Source organism: Myroides sp. WP-1, from assembly GCF_014145635.1.
Lineage (GTDB): Bacteria > Bacteroidota > Bacteroidia > Flavobacteriales > Flavobacteriaceae > Flavobacterium.
Map to the genome: position 1 here is coordinate 105,121 of NZ_JACHTC010000010.1, position 18,210 is coordinate 123,330.

Genomic DNA, 18,210 nt, shown 5'->3' on the forward strand with positions numbered 1-18,210 from the left:
GAAGCATGAAAAAAGAAATTCTAGAGCGAATAAGTCAATTAGGCGGTGATATCAGCCAAGTCAAAGGAAATAATATAGCAGAAGATCTGTTGTCTATAACTTTTAATACAGTATTGTATAAAAGACCTGTAGATACCCCTTGGGCTACAGCAGAACAAACAGAACCCATTGGCGGATTGAGTGAGTTTATAGCTGAACATCAGCTTTTGGTAGAAACCAATAGAGAAGAACTATATCAAAAAATTGTCGCACATTATTATCGAAATACAGAAGAGGGGTATGGGCAAACGTTTTGGCAACCCGTGTTATTTACTCCTTTTACTGTGGGAACAGCTGATTATGAGGAGTGGTATGAAGGCTTTTTTGACGATGATACAGTAGTAGATCTAAGTGAAATTGAAAAAGTAACAGGTACCCGCGACGGTGATTTTGTGCAGCTCTTTTATAGCTACGGATTTCCCGATCAACTATATATTAGCTTAGATGATCCTCAAATAGATAACCCAACGGTTTTTGGTACGGATCACGAAGTGTTTTTTGGAGAAATTACCAATGAAGGATCTTTAGAAGCGTATTTTAAACAATTTATGACCCGTGAAGAGCTGATTGAATTAGTAACAACAGCTTTAGATAAACAGTAAAGAAATGAATATACAACAGCTCTTGAAGAAGCTAACAGCCAAAGAAAAAGCGTTGATAAAAACGGTAGAAGTTAGAGAATTAGATGAGGAAGAGCAAGGACATTTTGTCGCTTTTGTTGATGAAGGGGAACACACCTATGATGTGCATATTCATGTAGAGGAACAGCAGGTGAAACAAATGAGCTGTGACTGTGGTGATACAGCTATGCTGTGTGTGCATCAGGGAGCAGTATTAATGCAAATAACGCAAAAAGGACTCAAAGTAGCGACTACCCAATTGGTGAAAAAAACAAGACCAAAGGCAAAGCAAACGGCGAGTACAGTTTTATTGCAAGAGCAAAGCAAAGAGGTGTTAACCCAATGGTTGGCTGAGGTGTTTAAGAAAAACAAATCCTTAGAACAACAATTTGTTCTAACCTTTTCGAAAGAAAAAAGAGAGTATACGGTTGAATATGTAGAAGATATTATGCAGCAAACGTTTAAAGCTGTTGCAGGAAAACGAAAAACCTTAGAAGGGGTAAAAATTAAGAAGATACTCGATACCTTAGCTATTGCATTTGAACCCGTGAATGATTTTATTACGGTAAATATAGATAAACCCATTGCCTACGGTCTTTTTTCAAAAATTGTATCGGATATACAGGCTTTTGATAAACGCATATCGCATCACAGCAAAAAATTTGGCGATTTTTATCAAAGCTATAGTACTTGGTTTGCTTTGACATTGAACAATACCCAAAATCAGGCGATTTACCGCACGCAAATAAAGCAATTGATGGATCGAGTATTTGCAGAAAGTAGACCCACTATAGCCGTGGATACCGTGTTGTTAAAAGGTATTTACGATTGTGGAACGATAGATCAGCAAAAGAGTTTTGCTGAGGTTTTACGTCCATGCTTGCTTCAGACGTCTTTTACGCGATATGATTTTAAGATGGACTTTGTCAGTTTTGTTCGCGATGTAGCGTTGACACATGATTTTTATGAAGAGGTAGGTTCCTTTTTCGAAATTAAAAGTTGAAAAATAACAGGGATGTAACTTAAGTTACTGTAGCAATGCATAAATCGAAATATCTTCGGCTTAAAATAGAACATAATGTTTCAGTGGTTAAAAAAAATAATAGGTTCTTCTGAGTCAAAACCTGCGTTAACAACATTGATTGAAGAAGGAGCAATATTGATTGATGTGCGTACACAAGCAGAATACTTGAGCGGTAGTGTAAATAAAGCCGTTAATATTCCCTTAGATCAATTAGTTGCTAAAAGTGATCGATATAGAAAAGAAACGCCTTTACTTGTTTTTTGCAGAAGTGGTATGCGAAGCCAGCAAGCCAAAAGAGTATTAGAACAGTTGGGCTTTCAAAAAGTCTATAATGGAGGAGGAGTTCGCACTCTCATTCGCCGGTTAGAAAAATAATAGAAAAAACCAACAGTTTTGCTGTTGGTTTTTTTTATTCTTCATTTTCGTCTGAGAAATATTGATTGTAAATCTTGATACTGTCTATTGGATCGGGCATGCCCATAGGAGCATTATCTCGCTCGTATTTTTCAATTAGAATTTGTAATACCTCTAGTTCATCTACAGTATCTTTATTTTGAGGACTACCTTCTAATAGTTGTACTTTGATCATAGCCATGTGGTAATCTTCTTCCGTACGAATAGGTCTTAATTTCATAATACTACAATTTTTTGCACGTTTAGGGTTGAACGAAGACTTGATTTTCAAGCCTTTTCTATAAAACTACACCTTTTTTTTGATTAAAAGATGCTATTTCATGCTAATTACTGTTAACAGATATAAAAAAAGCCCTCTGTGAAGAGGGCTTTTATATGTTGTTATTTTGTATTATTTGCTTCAATCCATTGACGGGCATTAACAAAAGCTTCCATCCACGGAGAAACTTCGTCTTTGCGTCCTTCTGGGTAATTTGCCCAGTGCCATTGGAATAAAGAACGCTCAATGTGTGGCATCATTACCAAGTGGCGTCCTGTATTGTCACACATCATTGCTGTATTGTAATCCGATCCATTTGGATTTGCTGGATAGCTGTCATACGCGTATTTCGCCACAATATTGTAGTTATTTTCTTCTTCTGGTAAGTTGAATTTACCCTCACCATGTGAAATCCAAACCCCTAGTGTACTACCAGCTAAAGTAGATAACATAATAGAGTTGTTCTCTTGGATTGTAACTGAAGTAAAATTACTCTCGTGTTTTTGAGAATCATTGTGCAACATCTTTCCGTGAACAGCATGTTCCGGATTGATCAACTCCAATTCCATAAACAACTGACAACCATTACAAATACCAACAGATAACGTGTCTTTACGTGCAAAGAAATTCTTCAACGCAGTGTTTGCTTTTTCATTGTACATGAAGGCACCTGCCCATCCTTTTGCCGATCCTAAAACGTCTGAGTTTGAGAAACCTCCAACAGCACCAATGAATTGGATGTCTTCTAATGTTTCTCTACCAGAAATTAAATCGGTCATGTGAACATCTTTTACGTCAAATCCAGCTAAGAACATGGCGTTGGCAACTTCTCTTTCTGAGTTACTTCCCTTTTCGCGGATAATCGCTGCTTTTGGACGTGGTTTAGACGCATCAATAGCTGGTTTTTTTCCGTCAAATTGTGCAGGGAATGCAAATTGTAGCGGTTGCTTTTTATAATTGTTAAAGCGATCGGTCGCTTTGTTGTTTTTTGTTTGTTTCTGATCCAATAAATACGAGGTTTTGTACCATGTATCGCGAATCGCTGGAACACTGTAGCTAAAGTGATCGCTTCCGTTTTGGAAAGATACTGTTTCTTCTGTAAGAACAGTACCAATCTTAGTAGCTTCAACACCTGCAGCGCTTAATGCCTTTTCAAAAGTATCGTCGTTTTGCGCTTGAATCACTAAACCAATGTTTTCATTGAAAAGAACTTTTACCGTGTCTTTTTCATTTAAAGCCGTTAAATCATAACGCGCTCCTAAGTTTACATCAGCAAATGTCATCTCTAAAAGCGTAGTGATTAAACCTCCACTTCCAATATCATGACCTGCAGCAATTTGATTGTTTTCTACCAATGCTTGTACTGCATTAAATGCCTTTTTGAAGTAAGCTGCATCTTGAATTGTAGGAACGTCTTGTCCAACTTTATTTAAAATCTGAGCAAAGGATGAACCACCTAATTTGAAGCTATCTTGTGATAAGCGAATATAGTAGATAGAACCTGCACTTTTCTTTAAAGTAGGTTCAACAATTTTTGTAATATCTGTACAGTTTGCCGCTGCAGAAATGATTACTGTTCCTGGAGCAATTACCTCGTCATTCGGGTATTTTTGCTTCATAGAAAGTGAATCTTTTCCAGTTGGAATGTTGATTCCCAATTCGATAGCGAAATCAGAACATGCTTGTACCGCTTCGTATAAACGAGCATCTTCTCCTGGGTTGTTACATGCCCACATCCAGTTTGCCGATAAGGAAATCCCTTTCATTTGGTCTTTTAATGGCGCCCATACGATATTAGACAAAGCTTCTGCAATTGCATTTCTACTTCCTGCAGTCGGATTAACTAGTGCTACAACAGGAGCGTGTCCTACTGTAGTTGCAATTCCTTCTTTTCCTTTGTAATCTAATGCCATAGCCCCTAAGTTGTTTAAAGGCAATTGCAATGGACCTGTACATTGTTGTTTCGCTACGCGACCTCCAACACAACGGTCTACTTTATTGGTTAACCAATCTTTAGAAGCTACTGCCTCTAGTTGTAATACTTGGTTTAAATAATCGTTTACTTTTTCAACAGAATAATCTAAATCTGCATAAATACGCGCAATCGTTTGATCTGCCATGATTGTTTTTGGAGAACTTCCAAACATTTCTTCGATAGCAAAATCCATCGGTTTTGCACCTGTTTTAGCTGATTCAATCGTAAAACGGTGATCATTAGTAATCTCACCAACCGCATACATCGGTGCACGCTCTCTTTCTGCAATGCGCTCTAAGGTATCCATGTCTTTTTTACCAATAACTAATCCCATTCTCTCTTGTGATTCGTTTCCGATCGTTTCTTTAGCAGAAAGTGTTGGATCTCCAACAGGAAGCTGATCTAAATTGATGTGCCCACCTGTTTCTTCTACTAATTCTGATAAACAGTTTAAGTGTCCACCTGCTCCGTGATCGTGAATCGATACAATAGGGTTGTGGTCTGCCTCAACTAAACCGCGAATCGCATTAGCCGCACGTTTTTGCATCTCAGGATTTGAACGTTGGATGGCATTTAACTCAATACCTGATCCAAAAGCACCCGTGTTTGCAGAAGAAACCGCAGCTCCTCCCATACCAATACGATAGTTTTCACCACCCAAGATCACAACTTGATCTCCTTGTTCTGGCTTGTGCTTTTTCGCTTGATCTAATTTTCCATATCCAATTCCACCCGCTTGCATAATAACCTTGTCAAAACCAAGCTTGCGAGCGTCTTCTTCGTGTTCGAATGTTAAGATCGATCCCGTAATCAACGGTTGTCCGAATTTATTTCCAAAATCAGAAGCTCCATTTGAAGCTTTGATTAAAATATCAATTGGCGTTTGGTATAACCAAGCTCTTTCGTCCATTGCTTTTTCCCAAGGACGATTCTCTTCTAAACGCGAGTAAGAAGTCATGTAAATCGCCGTTCCCGCTAGAGGTAAAGATCCTTGTCCTCCTGCTAAACGGTCGCGAATCTCTCCTCCCGAACCCGTTGCAGCTCCGTTAAATGGCTCTACCGTAGTAGGGAAGTTGTGTGTTTCTGCTTTTAATGAGATAACAGAATCAAATTCTTTCTCCGCGTAAAAGTCTGGTTTATCCGCTGATAAAGGGGCGAATTGTGTTACACGTGGTCCTTTTACAAACGCAACGTTATCTTTATAGGCAGAAACAATGTCATTTGGATTTGTTTCTGATGTTTTCTTGATCAATTTGAATAGAGAAGTCGGTTTTTCTTCTCCGTCTATTACAAATGTTCCGTTGAATATCTTGTGACGACAGTGTTCTGAGTTTACTTGTGAAAAACCAAATACCTCTGAATCTGTTAGTTTTCGTCCTATTTTCTGAGCTAATTCTTCCAAGTAAGTAATTTCTTCCTCGTTAAGTGCAAGACCTTCTTGTTGGTTGTATTTCGCAATATCCTCGATGTAGATGATAGGCTCAGGTTGAATGTGAATCGCGAAGATATCTTGATTCAACGTTTCAAATACTTGAGACAACATCGGGTCGAATTCTTGTTGGTTTGCTTCGAAAAATTCTTCAATACGAACAATTCCACTAATGCCCATATTTTGTGTAATCTCAACTGCATTGGTGCTCCAAGGTGTAATCATCGTTGCACGCGGACCAATAAATTTGTTGTTGATTACTTCTTGATCGAGGTGCGTAGCATTGCCAAAAAGCCAATTTAGTTTTTGAATATCTTCAATAGATAAAGCGTTCTCCACCTGAACAGCGTAGAACTTTTTCGAAGGGTTTTCGAAGAAATAAATCATTGCGATAAGATTATTTTAGTTGTTGTTGTAAGATGCAAAAATATACTAAAAAAAGACAATTAAAAAATTATTCTTTCGTAGTTTCAATATGCTGATAAGCCCCTAAATCGGGTGCATTTGTTCGCGTTTTTCCGCTTAGATCTATTGGAATGTCACGTGCAATTGTGTGATCTCCTTTGTCAATTAAGTGCGCCATTAGGCTCGAATAGTAAAATTGATTTTTTTTCGGATCTTGAAAATCAATGGTTCCCAACGCGGGAGTATCGAGGAGAATGGTATTGGAGTACAACATTTGATTGCTGTAGTCGTAAACGGATGCACTTAAATTTCTCTTACTTGTATCTTTTAATGCGGTAGATTCAAAGCGAATATTGACGGGATAGTCCACAGCAAGAACAAAGCTTTGCGCAATAGCACTGTGCAAAAGACTATTTTGAACAAGAAGACGATCGAAAGGATTTCCGGTGTTGTTTTCGATGCGTAGCGCTGTTTGATCTGGTCGGAATCCTGCATTGCTAAAGGTACAATGTTGAAAGAGATAGTTACCTCCATTGCGCAAAACGACAGTTGCATTTTGCGTATTGGCTGCCACGATATTTTGACCAACAATGGTTGAGTTTACCGCTTCTAATGCAGTATAGGAATGATTGAATAATTGGATGTTACGCAAGGTGAAATGGCTCGCATTTTCAAGGTATAAACCAATTTTTGCATTTTCAATCACAACGTGGTTCAATGTACTTGATCTTGGGTTTTGCATACGGACACCAGACCATTGCCCAGCGGTATAAGCATAAGCTTCTTCTAGGCGATCATGTGATAAAACAATGGGATTCTCTAAGGTTCCTGCCGCTTGTATAGCACTTCCCTTAAGTCCAATAATACCCGAATTTTCATGAAAGTACATTTGGATACCTGCCTCGAGATAGAGGGTCTGGTTTTCAGGAATCATTGCGTAACCATACACCACATAAGGCTTTTGGTTGTCTAACCTTAACGTGTTTTTAGCGTGAACATCTGGATCTCCTAAATAGAAACCTTCAATAATGGTCTGATCCTCTAACTGTACACGGTGTAAAACTTGTTTCTCCACTTTACCAGGGTGCAGAAAATAGGCATCTTTGATTAAAGTAACCAATTCAATGTGTTGGGGCTGGGAATGCCCCTGTATTTGAATTTGATCGCTGTAGATAAAATCTTTATTTAAAGGATCTGCTTTTCCCAAGGTATGAACGAATACATACAAGCTGTCTTTTGCTAATAATTCTACATTGGTAAACCTCTTTCCTGACACTCCTTCAATTAACAAATTGAAATAAGACTGTTCGCCTTTTCCTAAACTTAGTTGTGGAATTTTGATGTTTTTATTACTCGAATTGTAGATTTTTACCAAATAGGAACTCGATGCTGTTTCTGAAAAAACAGGATCTAAGTAAACCGTATCGGCAGAAAAACGCAAGGGATGAGACACGGGGTCAAAGTCCATATCCGTTCGGCAGCTACCCAAACTGAGTAGGATAAAAAATAAAAATAAGATCCGTAGTGTGTTCATAAGATGCGTTTAGATGTAAAAGTAAGAAAAATAACAATAACCGTCTGTTTCTTAACTAGTTTTCGATTTTGTTTCTCAACATCCAAAGTTTTACATAGCGCAAAAAAGTGGCATAGGCATTGAGTGACGAGAGTATTAATCCGGGTATTCCATCTCTAAATCCCTGTTTGATAACATAGTGCTTAAAGAAACGCATTCCCGGTTTGATAATAAAGTGAAACCCTGTTAGTTTTCCCGTTTTTTGGTCGTAATCTTCGGCTTGAAGACTAGCATATCGACTGAGTTTAGCAAGGTGAAAATCAAATCCACGATACGTATTGTGATGCAATCTTGCCGCCAAATAACCAACAGGTCCATCGACGTGTAAACACTCGTGTACGCGATTGGCGTATCGAGATGAATCCTTTTTAAATAAGCGAATAACCTTGTCTTTTTGATACCCTGAATATTTAATTTCACGGTTGAAAAAAAAGTTTTTTCGGTATACCCAATAGGCATCGTATTGATTCAGCGTGTTTTGCTTAAGTAGCATGGTAATTTCATCAGCCAATTCAGGTGTTAGCTTTTCATCTGCATCTAACAGGAGAATCCAGTCACTCGGTACTTGTTCTATAGCCCAATTCTTCTGATCTGAATAGTTGTCAAACTGACGCGATAAAACATGTGCCCCTAACTCTTGGGCAAGATCAACGGTTCTATCTGTACTAAACGAATCGACGATGTATATATCGTCTACAATGTGTTTAGCAGATAAAATGCAGTCTCTAATATTAGACTCTTCGTTCTTTGTAGGAATTAAAAGAGTGATCGTTTTTTTCATAAATAGGAGTAAAGCAATTTAATTTATAAGAATTTTCTACTTCGCAGATTTATGTAATCGAATTAACTTTACATATTTCATGAACGAAAAGAACGACTGAATTATTGCAAAAGCTAAGCCATCAATTCCATTTAACACTCCTTTCTTAAAAAAATAACATCTTATAAAGGCAACTAAACCATTGAGAACAGGCTTAAATGAAGATACTTTTTTTCCCTTTTCAAAGAGTTGATGTGCGGCCCAAGTGGAATATTGATTCTTTTTGTCAATCACTTGTTTGTAATTTTGCCAGCCATAATGTAAGATGTGTACATTAACACTTTTTTCATGGGTTGTTACGATATACTGATGGGTAATATCTGCCGAAGGATGTGCTGTTTTTTTATTGAAAAAACGAACTTTAGAATCGGGATACCAACCAGAGAAATTAATGAGCTTATCTCCTAAAAAGTTTTTTACTCTAAATTTAAATCCATCATAAGGACTATTCTCGTAAGATTTTTGTTTGATGAATGCCAAGGCATCTGTATCAAGGAATTCATCTGCATCTAAATTCATAATCCAATCGTTTTTGCAGTATTGCAAACCGTGTGAACGTTGGGGTCCATCGCCTAAAAAAGCTTGAAGATATACTTGTGCTCCTTTGCTCTTTGCAATTTCGACTGTATTGTCTTTGCTATTGGAGTCAATGATGATCACTTCATCACAGTATTGAAATAAAGCATCAATACATTTCCCAATATTCTTTTCTTCATTAAATGTAATTACGAGTCCACTGATTGCCATGGTATATTGTTTTAAAAGGGTCTTTTAAATCGGTTAAAATCTGTTGTAAAGATGCTAAAAATTATAGATTCTTCTTTACTACTAATTGATTGTTTTTTACACGTGAATTAAATGTTTGGATATAAGCTTTTAAAAATCTTTCCATTTCTTTCACTTTTTCAGGTTCTTTAGTCAATATGTTGTCTTTTAATTCTGGATCCTTTTTCCAGTTGTAAAGGCCTAAACTCTTTGTCCCATCAAAGGCAAGATAATAATCTCCTTCTTCGTAATTGTAAATGGTATTGAGGTAACTAATTGCAAAATCTTGGGTAGATCGATAAGATTTACCGAAAGAAACAACTTGTGTATTGATTTGCAAATAGTCCATTAAACTAGGTAAAATGTCTATTTGTTGAAAGTTGCGTTCATTTTTAGTGACAGGCAAGGAGGGATCTCCAGGTGCAAAAAAGAGAATGGGAATTCTGAATTTTCCAACATTGGTTTTCCATTGTTCTTCCTGAGGTTCTGAAGAGGTGTGATCGGCAACGACAATAAAAATAGTATTGTTGTACCACGATTTGGTCTTTGCTGTTTCGAAAAACTGGCGCAGTGCATAATCTGCATAGGCAATAGACTCGTGTATATCAGCCGTTCCTTTAGGGAACTTTCCTTTGTGTTTTTCAGGAATGGTATAAGGGTTGTGGGAAGAAATGGTAAACAACGTTGTGAAGAATGGCGTTGAGAATTGATCTAGTTTTTTGGCGAAAAACTGCAGGAATTCTTCATCAAAGATTCCCCATGAACCATCAAAAGCTTCTGGCCCTTCGTATTCATTTTTACCGTAATATTCCTTAAAACCTGCGACATTGGCATATTGATCAAAGTTTTGACTGCCATTGAATGCACCGTGAAAGAAAGCGGTGTGGTATCCATTGTCATTGAGTATTTTTGGAAGTGGATAAACGTCGTTCAACGCATAGCTCGAGGTAATAAACGTTCGGTCCATTAAGCTGGGAATGCTGGAAATAGATGAAGGAACCGCATCAATAGAAACCTTTCCGTTGGCAAATCCATGTTCAAAAAAGTAGCTATTCTCAGCTAAAGAATCCATAAAAGGGGTCAACCCTCTATGCATATTTTCTCTACCAAAACTTTCTACAATCAGCAATACTACATTTTTCTTGTTGAGTGAGTCATAGCGAAAGGTTTGTACAGGATCGAAGATGCGAACTAGTTCCTCCTCACTATAGAAGTTATAATCGGGTAGTGTTTCCTTTTTGCCAATAGTCTTTAAAACAGAAAAAGGAGTGTTGAGCACTAAAGCCGTATTTTTTAAACCGCCGTAAGCTGCTGCATCAACTAATCGAATGGGTTTAGGTTGTAACCCACCACGTCCCAACACAAGAAAAACACCTGTTAGGAGTATGGCAACGATAACTTGTGGAAAGTTAAAACGAGAATCGTATATTTTGTAATCAATTTTGCGGTAAATAAGCCAAAAGAAAACAAAAGATCCCAACATGAATAAGGGAATCCACCAGTAATCAACGATAAAGTTTTTCAGCAATCCTGGCAATTCATTTTCCATACCTGATGCGGTAATGAAAGCATATGAACTTCGTCTGCCAATAAATCTAAAGTATTCAAAGTCGACGAAATTTAAACAAAGAATGAATACGTTGACCAAGTAAAAGCTATAGAATAAAAACGTTTGATATCCTTTTTTCGTTTGAAATTTACCTGGCCATAGGTGTAAAAGAACAAAGAGAAGGTTGATAAAACCCAAGGCTGCTAAATCAAAGCGAATTCCTCCTACAAGAACAGAAATGTTCATTGGATCTAACAGATGTCCATTATACCAGTAAAATCCAAATCGAACCAATTGATAAAAGGCGAAAATGAGTAAAAAACGCAAGGTGAAAATTTTTGCGTTTTTGGAAAATAGCTTATTCATAAAATAATCGTGTCTTTTAAAGCTAAATTACCACAGTCCAAGAGGTACTGTGGTAATTCTATGTTGGGGTTGTCGATCAGTTAGACCGCAACATTGTACTCTCGTAAAGCGTCGTTTAAAGAGGTTTTTAAATCTGTTGAGGGTTTGCGTTTTCCGATAATCAAAGCACAAGGTACTTGATAGTCTCCTGCGGGAAATTTTTTAGTATATGAACCTGGAATAACGACAGAGCGCTCTGGAACATATCCTTTGATTTCAACGGGTTGATCGCCTGTGACGTCAATGATTTTTGTAGACGCTGTCAGAACAACATTCGCGCCTAAAACTGCTTCTTTGCCTACGCGAACTCCTTCTACAACAATACAACGTGAACCAATAAAGGCATGATCCTCGATAATAACGGGAGCTGCTTGTAACGGCTCTAAAACGCCACCAATACCTACACCTCCTGATAAATGTACATGTTTGCCTATTTGAGCGCAGGAACCAACCGTTGCCCATGTATCCACCATCGTACCTTCATCGACATATGCACCAATATTAACATAAGAAGGCATTAAAATTACTCCTGATGAAATATAGGCACCATGACGAGCAACCGCATTGGGAACAACGCGAATGCCTTTTGCTGCGTAATTTTTCTTTAAAGGCATCTTGTCGTGATATTCAAATATACCCACCTCAAAGGTTTCCATTTTTTGAATAGGAAAGTATAACACTACGGCTTTCTTTACCCACTCATTGACTTGCCATCCTGTAGCTACAGGCTCTGCAACGCGTAACTTGCCTTGGTCAATAGCCTCGACTACTTCGCGAATAGCGTCTTGTGTATCTTGATTTTGTAGCAAAGAACGATCTGCCCATGCTTGTTCGATAATTTGTTGTAGATGATTCATCTTTAATTTGTTGAAAATTAAAATTACTTTTGAATAAACGGCTTCTTCCGTTGCGGTATATTCCGCTCTATCATCGACCAAAACCGATGAATGAACTTTCTGTTATCTCCACTTTTTTCTCCTTTTACAAGCAAAAACAAAGCGATAATCCTAACTTTTTTAACTAAAAGTAGAAGCAAATATAAGTATAAATGTTCAGAAATTAAGTGTTAAATATTAGGGAATTCCACCCTATAACAAAGGGTATTAACGCAACTGTTTCACAGGGCCTCATTGATTTTTATGTCTATATAGAAGCGAATTCTATTTTTAGCTGTAATTTTGAAAAAATGTTAAAATTAAATCCTTAAAAATGCAGTTAAAAAAAATTGGTTTAATCGGTATTGCTTTACTATTTCTAGGCTATATATTTATCTGGTGTAAGTACGATTTCTTTTATGAAAACTATAATCCAGAAAAAGTTGCACCTCAATTTGAGGCAAAAAAAATGCGAGCTCCTGTTTATGATACGATTGTAATCAACAAGTTTAAAATTGGCTATTTAAGCAATAAGCGATATAATTATGTTGAAGGATACGATTATTTGGGGGGTATTCGAAATCCATATCTCCTATTAATTCCTGAGAATGGAGCTTCTATTGCCAGTCTGTTGCCGTATTTTATGGATGAAGAACTCAATAAGAAGTTTCATATCATTGCAATTGACCGCATTGGTTTTGGCGGAAGTAAAGTCGAAAAAAATGAGGAAGGAAAACCCTTCGGACACTATGATAGCAGAGCTTCTTTTGAAGAAAATGCACTATATACTTTATTAACGATGCCGAAGTATATTGCCAAAAGTGAAGGAAATTACCTAGATGAAGTACGTGTTGTTTTTAGTGGAAAAACAGCCGTTACTGGTTTAGGAACAGCGTATGATATGTCGATGACTTCGGAAAAAATTTTCTTGCTCAATGCAGACTTAGAGGAGCGATTCTTTTGGACTATCGGCTATAGTCGCTTCGTAATAAGCGGTATCGGAAGACTGATCTTCCCCGAAAATTACGTGAGTAAACACCAAGATTTATGTATTGCTGATCAGGCAAAAACTAAGTATATGAAGCATTGGATTGAATCAGTCAAATACCAAGAAGATGAAGAAAACCAGAGGGAATACAGCATGTATAAAGGAGCATCGCAAGGCAAAATGGCAAAATGGCTCTTCTTTGCTGGATTGGGCGCATCGGATAAGAAGAAGGTAGATGCATTTACAGGAGGCGATAATTTTGTGTTTTACGAAGAGGCTGTTCAGCTGAACGATAAGGAACAAGTACTTGAATTATTGCGTAAAGCGGATTTCTATACCTTGGAGTTTAATCAGTTAAGTAAATCGAGGTCTTTAAATACGAACAAAGAGTAGTTCGTCGATGGAGTATCAGATAAAGAAAATAAGGTTGTAAAAAAGACGCATAAAAAAAGGATAAATTTTGAATATTTATCCTTTTTTTTATAACCTATTTTGAGTCGGTTTTTCAAATATAGTATTTCAACCTACTGAGGCAAGCTTATTTTTTCGTCAATTGATCTTTGTAAATCTTTCCGTCTTTGATAATTAAAAGTATATTGTTTTTCGGATCACCAATAACGCTGATATCTTCTAGAGGACTCTTGTCAAACAACAAAATATCGGCATAAGCATCTTCTGCTAATGTTCCTAAATCTGCTGGATACGGGTTTCTTGGTCCACTCATTTTTAAGAGTTGTGCGTTATCGTAAGTAATCATTTTTAGAATTTCAAAATTGGTAAACCATTGTTTGAGGTTGACAACCAATTCATTTTGACGCAATGGGTTTTTAGGAGGAGAAACTAAATCCGTTCCAAAGGCTAGTTTTACTTTGTGTTTTTTAGCCCAAGTATACACGTTTTCTGTTCCTTGTCCAACAAGCACTTTATTCGCTGCTTGCTCTGGATTTGTGTAAGCACTAGCATCGAGATCAAAAGGTTGCATGCTCAACCAAATGTCTTTTTCACCCAGTATTTTTACAGTAGCTTCATCGAGTAAATGACCGTGATCAACGCATTTAACTCCCGCATCTATGGCTTGTTTTACTGCTTTAGGCGTGTAGGCGTGAACAGTAACATACGTACCCCAGTTTTCTGCTGCATCAACTGCTGCTTTGATTTCTTTGGTGGTGTATTGTGTAGCATCTAATGGATCGTAAATGGTAGCAACGCCACCACCGGCCATTACTTTTAGTTGTGAGGCTCCTTTTCTCAATTGCTCTCTTGCGGCAACTGTAACTTCTTGCTCACCATCGGCAATAATACTACCACCTAATACCTGAAATCTAGGCGGAGTGTGATCAATCATACGCGGTTCAGTCCACGGAAAACTAGCGTCTCCATGTCCGCCTGTCTGCGAAATCATCGCTTCACTTGGGTAAATACGAGGACCTTTATTGATACCGTAATCGTTCGCTTGCTTGATTCCCATTACATGACCACCTAAATCTCGTACGGTTGTAAATCCTCTTTGCAAGGTATTTTCTGATTCTTTAGCAGCATTGATGAATAAAAAACTCTCGTCTCCCAACATAATTGCTTGGTTAGAATTTGCTGCTAAAAAGGAATGCCAATGCGAATCAATCATCCCGGGCATAACGAATTTTCCTTGACCGTCAATGACTTGTGCCTGATCAAGATCCGAACCTGAAGCTTTTCCGGCGATGATTTTTACAATTTTGTTCTTCTCAATTACAATAGAACCTACTTTAGTTTTATTGTCCTTGCCATTAAAAATTTCTACATTACTAAGTACGATCTTGTTTTGCGCAAAAGTTGCTGTTGTAAAACAAAAAACGCTAAAAAGTAAACTAATTTTTAAAAATTTTTGTGTCATGTTTATTTTTTAAAGTAAATATACAGCAATTAAATTGTTGCTTTGGGGATATATCGTAAAAAAAGTAATTTTTTATATGTTTGTTGTGATTATTTTCATTTTTCTTCAAAATTGAAAAGTATACTATTATCTAACTTAGCTTTGTAAATAAATGAAATAGAATGAGTAAAAGATATCTAATTTATGGAATTAGCAAGGGATTAGGCAAAGCAATTGCCCAAGTGATCCCCCAAAGGGAAGATGTGGTATTGGGTATATCTCGATCAAAGCCAGAAGAAATGAATGAAAACTGTGTTTGGATACAGGCAGATCTTTCTAAGCCTACACAAGCCGTTGAAGCGGTACAAAAGGTGGTAGGGGCAACTCCGCTCGACTATATCGTTTACAATGTTGGCATTTGGGAGCAAGAAGCATTTTCTTCTACGTATGACTTTGAACAATCGTCCGTGGAAGAGATTGTACAAATTATACAAACAAATGTTACTTCTTGTATTCTTGCCTTACAAGCGTTTATGGAGAATTTAAAGTTGAGTTCAAATGCCAAAATTATTTTGATTGGATCTACTTGGGGATTGGAAAATCACAAAGGAAAAGAAGTTGCCTTTTCTGCATCTAAGTTTGCGCTTAGAGGTGTGGTACATGCTTTGAGAGAAACTTTACGCGAGTATAGTATAGGAATTAGCATTTTAAATTTGGGTTATTTGGCTACTGAATACGACTACTCGGTTGCTGTTGAGGATGTTATAAGAGAAACGGATGGCGAACTGATCCCTTTGGCGGATGTTTTAGCAGCTATTCGATTTATCTTACAAACGAGTAAGGCTACGTGTGTCAAGGAAATCAATATGCCTGCAATGAAAGATTTTAACGTGTAAATTGAGGGGAAAGTAAAGAACAAGTTGTATCTTATTAAGCAATAAAATGAAAGAAAATGTTTAGTAGTCAAACGTATCGTAAAAGAAGAGAAACACTAATCCAAAAGATGGGACGCCAAGGAATATTGTTGTTTCTAGGAAATGGAGAATATCCCATAAATTTTGAGGATAATACGTATCCTTTTCGTCAAGATAGTTCCTTTTTATACTATTTTGGCATTCAACAACCGCATTTGGCGGCTATTATAGATTTAGATGAGAATCGCACGGTTATTTTTGGTGATGAAATGTCTATCGATGCCCTAGTTTGGATGGGAAGACAAGAGACTTTACAATCCAAATGTGAAAAATCAGGAGTTTCAGAAACTCGCTCTTTTGGAGAATTAGCTCATTATCTTGCAATGGCTATGACCACCCAGCGAAAAATACACTATCTACCGCCTTATCAACCGGCGAACAAAATTTTATTGGGCGAACTACTTCAACTTTCGATTGCAGATTTTAAACCTTCTTCGACTTTGATACAAGCGGTTGTTTCTCAAAGAGAAATAAAAGAGGAACAGGAAATTAGCGAAATTGAAAAAGCCTTAACGGTTTCTACTAAGATGCATCTAACGGCTATGCGCATGGCACAACCTGGGGTTAAAGAGTATGAGATTGCCGCTGCTATTCAACAAATTGCCGCTCAAGAAAATTGCGCTTTAGCTTATCCGTCTATTGTAACCGTAAAAGGAGGGATTCTACACAACCATTTTCAAGGAAATACGCTGAAATCGGGACAGTTATTGTTGAATGATTCTGGATGTGAAACAGCAATGGGGTATGCCTCCGATTTGACGCGTACATTTCCTGTTGACCGTACATTTACAACTGAACAACGCGAATTGTATCAGGTGGTTTTAGATGCTTTTGAAGGTGCTAAAAATAAACTAAAAGCAGGAGTGAAGTTTAAAGAAGTTCACTTGCATGCGGCATTAATTCTCTCTCAAGGGTTAATTGATTTCGGATTGATGAAAGGGAATGCTGCGGATGCTGTTGCTGCTCATGCGCATACAATGTTTTTTCAATGCGGACTCGGACATATGATGGGATTAGATGTTCACGATATGGAAGACCTAGGGGAACAATACGTCGGATATACACCCAACGAACCTAAAGAAACACAATTGTTTGGGTTAAAATCACTGCGATTGGGTAAGGCACTTAAATCGGGACATGTGTTAACTGTTGAACCTGGAATCTACTTTATTCCTGAACTCATTGAACGTTGGGAAGCAGAAAAGAAATATGCCGATTTTATTAATTACGAGAAACTAAACCAATACAAAGGGTTTGGTGGAATTCGAATTGAAGATAATTTTCTCATCGAAGAAAAGGGATATCGCCAATTAGGACCTGAATTAATTCGGACGATAGCGGAGATTGAGGCGTTTCGAATGGATTGAGCGAAAAACGTTCAACGGAATGCGATAAATAAAAATAATCAAAAAACAGAAAGCCAGCATTAAAATGCTGGCTCTCTGTTTTTTGATTATTGATTCTCTTTGTTTGATGCTGTCATTTTGATGGAAAACTGCATCAAGGCAGCTAGAATAACGAATATACTAATACTTCCAACAAGTAAAGCGGTTTCTTTTAATTCCAATAAGAAATAAAGTAAAGCATATAACAAGAATAACAAACCAAATATGGCAGAGGTGCTGTTTTTGTCTTTTGATATTTTCCAGGTAAAACTGACAATGAGGAGAATCGTTGCACTAGATGAAATCACATAAGAAAGGGTAAATCCTACATATTCAGCAAAAGAAAGCAATAAAATGTAGTTTAAGAAAATAGCAAACCCAATTAAAGCGTATTGAATCAAGTTGATTTTTAGGTTTTTAATGTTTTCTAAAAAGTAAAATACAATAAAGGTCAATCCAATAAATAATAAAGCATACTTGATGGAGCGATCTACTTTGCTATAGAAGTCATTGAGTTCTAAAAATTCAATTCCGAAGGTATAGTTTTCCAACGTTACGCTGTCAATTTTTGCCGTATTGATTGGCAAAGGTTGATAAATATTCCAAGCACTTGATGTGGCTTCCTGGTTTTGATCAGCTTGGTCTGGAAGGTAATTTCCAACGTATTTCAAATCGTGATAATCACTGCTTAAGTTCACTTTTGTATTTGTAGCATTCGCCAAGAATTTTAAATGCTGAATTCAACTTGCAAATGCAACAGAATTCTGATTAATAATTTGTTTAAATTTTTCGTTTGGCGTGAGGTATCCAAGTCTTTTACGAGGTCGATTATTGAGTTTATTTTCAATCCACTTAATCT

Annotated in this window: 15 protein-coding genes and 1 pseudogene; 6 read left to right on the forward strand and 10 right to left on the reverse strand. The window is 37.1% G+C overall.

From position 1 onward, the window contains the following. Positions 1-5 precede the first annotated feature (5 nt). The 3 genes from H4K33_RS10675 to H4K33_RS10685 all read left to right on the forward strand — a co-directional run bounded on the left by H4K33_RS10675 (position 6) and on the right by H4K33_RS10685 (position 2,058). A complete protein-coding gene (locus H4K33_RS10675; RefSeq protein ID WP_182648738.1) occupies positions 6-641 on the forward strand; it encodes a hypothetical protein in 636 nt (211 codons plus the stop codon). Positions 642-645: 4 nt separating this feature from the next. Beyond that, on the forward strand, positions 646-1,662 hold the full coding sequence (locus H4K33_RS10680; RefSeq protein WP_182648740.1) for a hypothetical protein: 1,017 nt from the start codon (positions 646-648) through the stop codon (positions 1,660-1,662). A 75-nt stretch (positions 1,663-1,737) separates the two neighbouring features. After that, a complete protein-coding gene (locus tag H4K33_RS10685; RefSeq protein ID WP_182648742.1) occupies positions 1,738-2,058 on the forward strand; it encodes a rhodanese-like domain-containing protein in 321 nt (106 codons plus the stop codon). A 34-nt stretch (positions 2,059-2,092) separates the two neighbouring features. On the opposite strand, the gene H4K33_RS10690 is transcribed toward H4K33_RS10685, so the two are convergent. The 7 genes from H4K33_RS10690 to H4K33_RS10720 all read right to left on the reverse strand — a co-directional run bounded on the left by H4K33_RS10690 (position 2,093) and on the right by H4K33_RS10720 (position 12,134). Next, positions 2,093-2,317, reverse strand: coding sequence for a hypothetical protein (locus H4K33_RS10690; RefSeq protein ID WP_182648744.1), 225 nt, complete (start codon positions 2,315-2,317; stop codon positions 2,093-2,095). 161 nt (positions 2,318-2,478) lie between these two features. Beyond that, the gene (gene purL / locus H4K33_RS10695) at positions 2,479-6,147 is read right to left on the reverse strand and encodes a phosphoribosylformylglycinamidine synthase (RefSeq protein ID WP_182648746.1); all 3,669 of its coding nucleotides are present in this window, start codon (positions 6,145-6,147) and stop codon (positions 2,479-2,481) included. Between the two features lie 67 nt (positions 6,148-6,214). After that, the gene (locus H4K33_RS10700; RefSeq protein WP_182648748.1) at positions 6,215-7,699 is read right to left on the reverse strand and encodes a right-handed parallel beta-helix repeat-containing protein; all 1,485 of its coding nucleotides are present in this window, start codon (positions 7,697-7,699) and stop codon (positions 6,215-6,217) included. A gap of 55 nt (positions 7,700-7,754) precedes the next feature. Further along, positions 7,755-8,519, reverse strand: a complete 765-nt coding sequence (locus H4K33_RS10705; RefSeq protein WP_182648750.1) for a glycosyltransferase family 2 protein — start codon at positions 8,517-8,519, stop codon at positions 7,755-7,757. 36 nt (positions 8,520-8,555) lie between these two features. Then, complete coding sequence (locus H4K33_RS10710) at positions 8,556-9,305, reverse strand: glycosyltransferase family 2 protein (protein ID WP_182648752.1); 750 nt, start codon at positions 9,303-9,305, stop codon at positions 8,556-8,558. A 61-nt stretch (positions 9,306-9,366) separates the two neighbouring features. Then, positions 9,367-11,238, reverse strand: a complete 1,872-nt coding sequence (locus tag H4K33_RS10715; RefSeq protein ID WP_182648754.1) for an LTA synthase family protein — start codon at positions 11,236-11,238, stop codon at positions 9,367-9,369. Positions 11,239-11,318: 80 nt separating this feature from the next. After that, on the reverse strand, positions 11,319-12,134 hold the full coding sequence (locus H4K33_RS10720) for a 2,3,4,5-tetrahydropyridine-2,6-dicarboxylate N-succinyltransferase (RefSeq protein WP_182648756.1): 816 nt from the start codon (positions 12,132-12,134) through the stop codon (positions 11,319-11,321). A 352-nt stretch (positions 12,135-12,486) separates the two neighbouring features. Between H4K33_RS10720 and H4K33_RS10725 the strand changes: the two genes are divergently transcribed. Further along, the gene (locus tag H4K33_RS10725) at positions 12,487-13,533 is read left to right on the forward strand and encodes a hypothetical protein (RefSeq protein ID WP_182648758.1); all 1,047 of its coding nucleotides are present in this window, start codon (positions 12,487-12,489) and stop codon (positions 13,531-13,533) included. Positions 13,534-13,678: 145 nt separating this feature from the next. On the opposite strand, the gene H4K33_RS10730 is transcribed toward H4K33_RS10725, so the two are convergent. After that, a complete protein-coding gene (locus H4K33_RS10730) occupies positions 13,679-15,013 on the reverse strand; it encodes an amidohydrolase family protein (protein WP_182648760.1) in 1,335 nt (444 codons plus the stop codon). Between the two features lie 161 nt (positions 15,014-15,174). Here H4K33_RS10730 and H4K33_RS10735 point away from each other — a divergent pair, with 161 nt between their 5' ends. Together H4K33_RS10735 and H4K33_RS10740 are read left to right on the forward strand one after the other, a co-directional pair. Then, positions 15,175-15,888 carry an SDR family oxidoreductase gene (locus tag H4K33_RS10735; protein ID WP_182648762.1) on the forward strand — a complete coding sequence of 238 codons (714 nt, stop codon included), beginning with the start codon at positions 15,175-15,177 and terminating at the stop codon, positions 15,886-15,888. A gap of 56 nt (positions 15,889-15,944) precedes the next feature. Further along, complete coding sequence (locus H4K33_RS10740; RefSeq protein ID WP_182648764.1) at positions 15,945-17,333, forward strand: aminopeptidase P family protein; 1,389 nt, start codon at positions 15,945-15,947, stop codon at positions 17,331-17,333. Between the two features lie 86 nt (positions 17,334-17,419). On the opposite strand, the gene H4K33_RS10745 is transcribed toward H4K33_RS10740, so the two are convergent. After that, on the reverse strand, positions 17,420-18,091 hold the full coding sequence (locus tag H4K33_RS10745) for an inner membrane CreD family protein (protein WP_182648785.1): 672 nt from the start codon (positions 18,089-18,091) through the stop codon (positions 17,420-17,422). Then, positions 18,092-18,210, reverse strand: a pseudogene (locus tag H4K33_RS10750) (IS30 family transposase); the annotation flags it as partial.

What these genes read in the sequence shown, in the direction of transcription:
- H4K33_RS10675 (WP_182648738.1), top strand. Translation starts at nt 6, where the DNA reads ATGAAAAAAGAAATTCTAGAGCGAATAAGTCAATTAGGCGGTGATATC.
- H4K33_RS10680 (WP_182648740.1), top strand. Translation starts at nt 646, where the DNA reads ATGAATATACAACAGCTCTTGAAGAAGCTAACAGCCAAAGAAAAAGCG.
- H4K33_RS10685 (WP_182648742.1), top strand. Translation starts at nt 1,738, where the DNA reads ATGTTTCAGTGGTTAAAAAAAATAATAGGTTCTTCTGAGTCAAAACCT.
- H4K33_RS10690 (WP_182648744.1), bottom strand. Translation starts at nt 2,317, where the DNA reads ATGAAATTAAGACCTATTCGTACGGAAGAAGATTACCACATGGCTATG.
- purL (WP_182648746.1), bottom strand. Translation starts at nt 6,147, where the DNA reads ATGATTTATTTCTTCGAAAACCCTTCGAAAAAGTTCTACGCTGTTCAG.
- H4K33_RS10700 (WP_182648748.1), bottom strand. Translation starts at nt 7,699, where the DNA reads ATGAACACACTACGGATCTTATTTTTATTTTTTATCCTACTCAGTTTG.
- H4K33_RS10705 (WP_182648750.1), bottom strand. Translation starts at nt 8,519, where the DNA reads ATGAAAAAAACGATCACTCTTTTAATTCCTACAAAGAACGAAGAGTCT.
- H4K33_RS10710 (WP_182648752.1), bottom strand. Translation starts at nt 9,305, where the DNA reads ATGGCAATCAGTGGACTCGTAATTACATTTAATGAAGAAAAGAATATT.
- H4K33_RS10715 (WP_182648754.1), bottom strand. Translation starts at nt 11,238, where the DNA reads ATGAATAAGCTATTTTCCAAAAACGCAAAAATTTTCACCTTGCGTTTT.
- H4K33_RS10720 (WP_182648756.1), bottom strand. Translation starts at nt 12,134, where the DNA reads ATGAATCATCTACAACAAATTATCGAACAAGCATGGGCAGATCGTTCT.
- H4K33_RS10725 (WP_182648758.1), top strand. Translation starts at nt 12,487, where the DNA reads ATGCAGTTAAAAAAAATTGGTTTAATCGGTATTGCTTTACTATTTCTA.
- H4K33_RS10730 (WP_182648760.1), bottom strand. Translation starts at nt 15,013, where the DNA reads ATGACACAAAAATTTTTAAAAATTAGTTTACTTTTTAGCGTTTTTTGT.
- H4K33_RS10735 (WP_182648762.1), top strand. Translation starts at nt 15,175, where the DNA reads ATGAGTAAAAGATATCTAATTTATGGAATTAGCAAGGGATTAGGCAAA.
- H4K33_RS10740 (WP_182648764.1), top strand. Translation starts at nt 15,945, where the DNA reads ATGTTTAGTAGTCAAACGTATCGTAAAAGAAGAGAAACACTAATCCAA.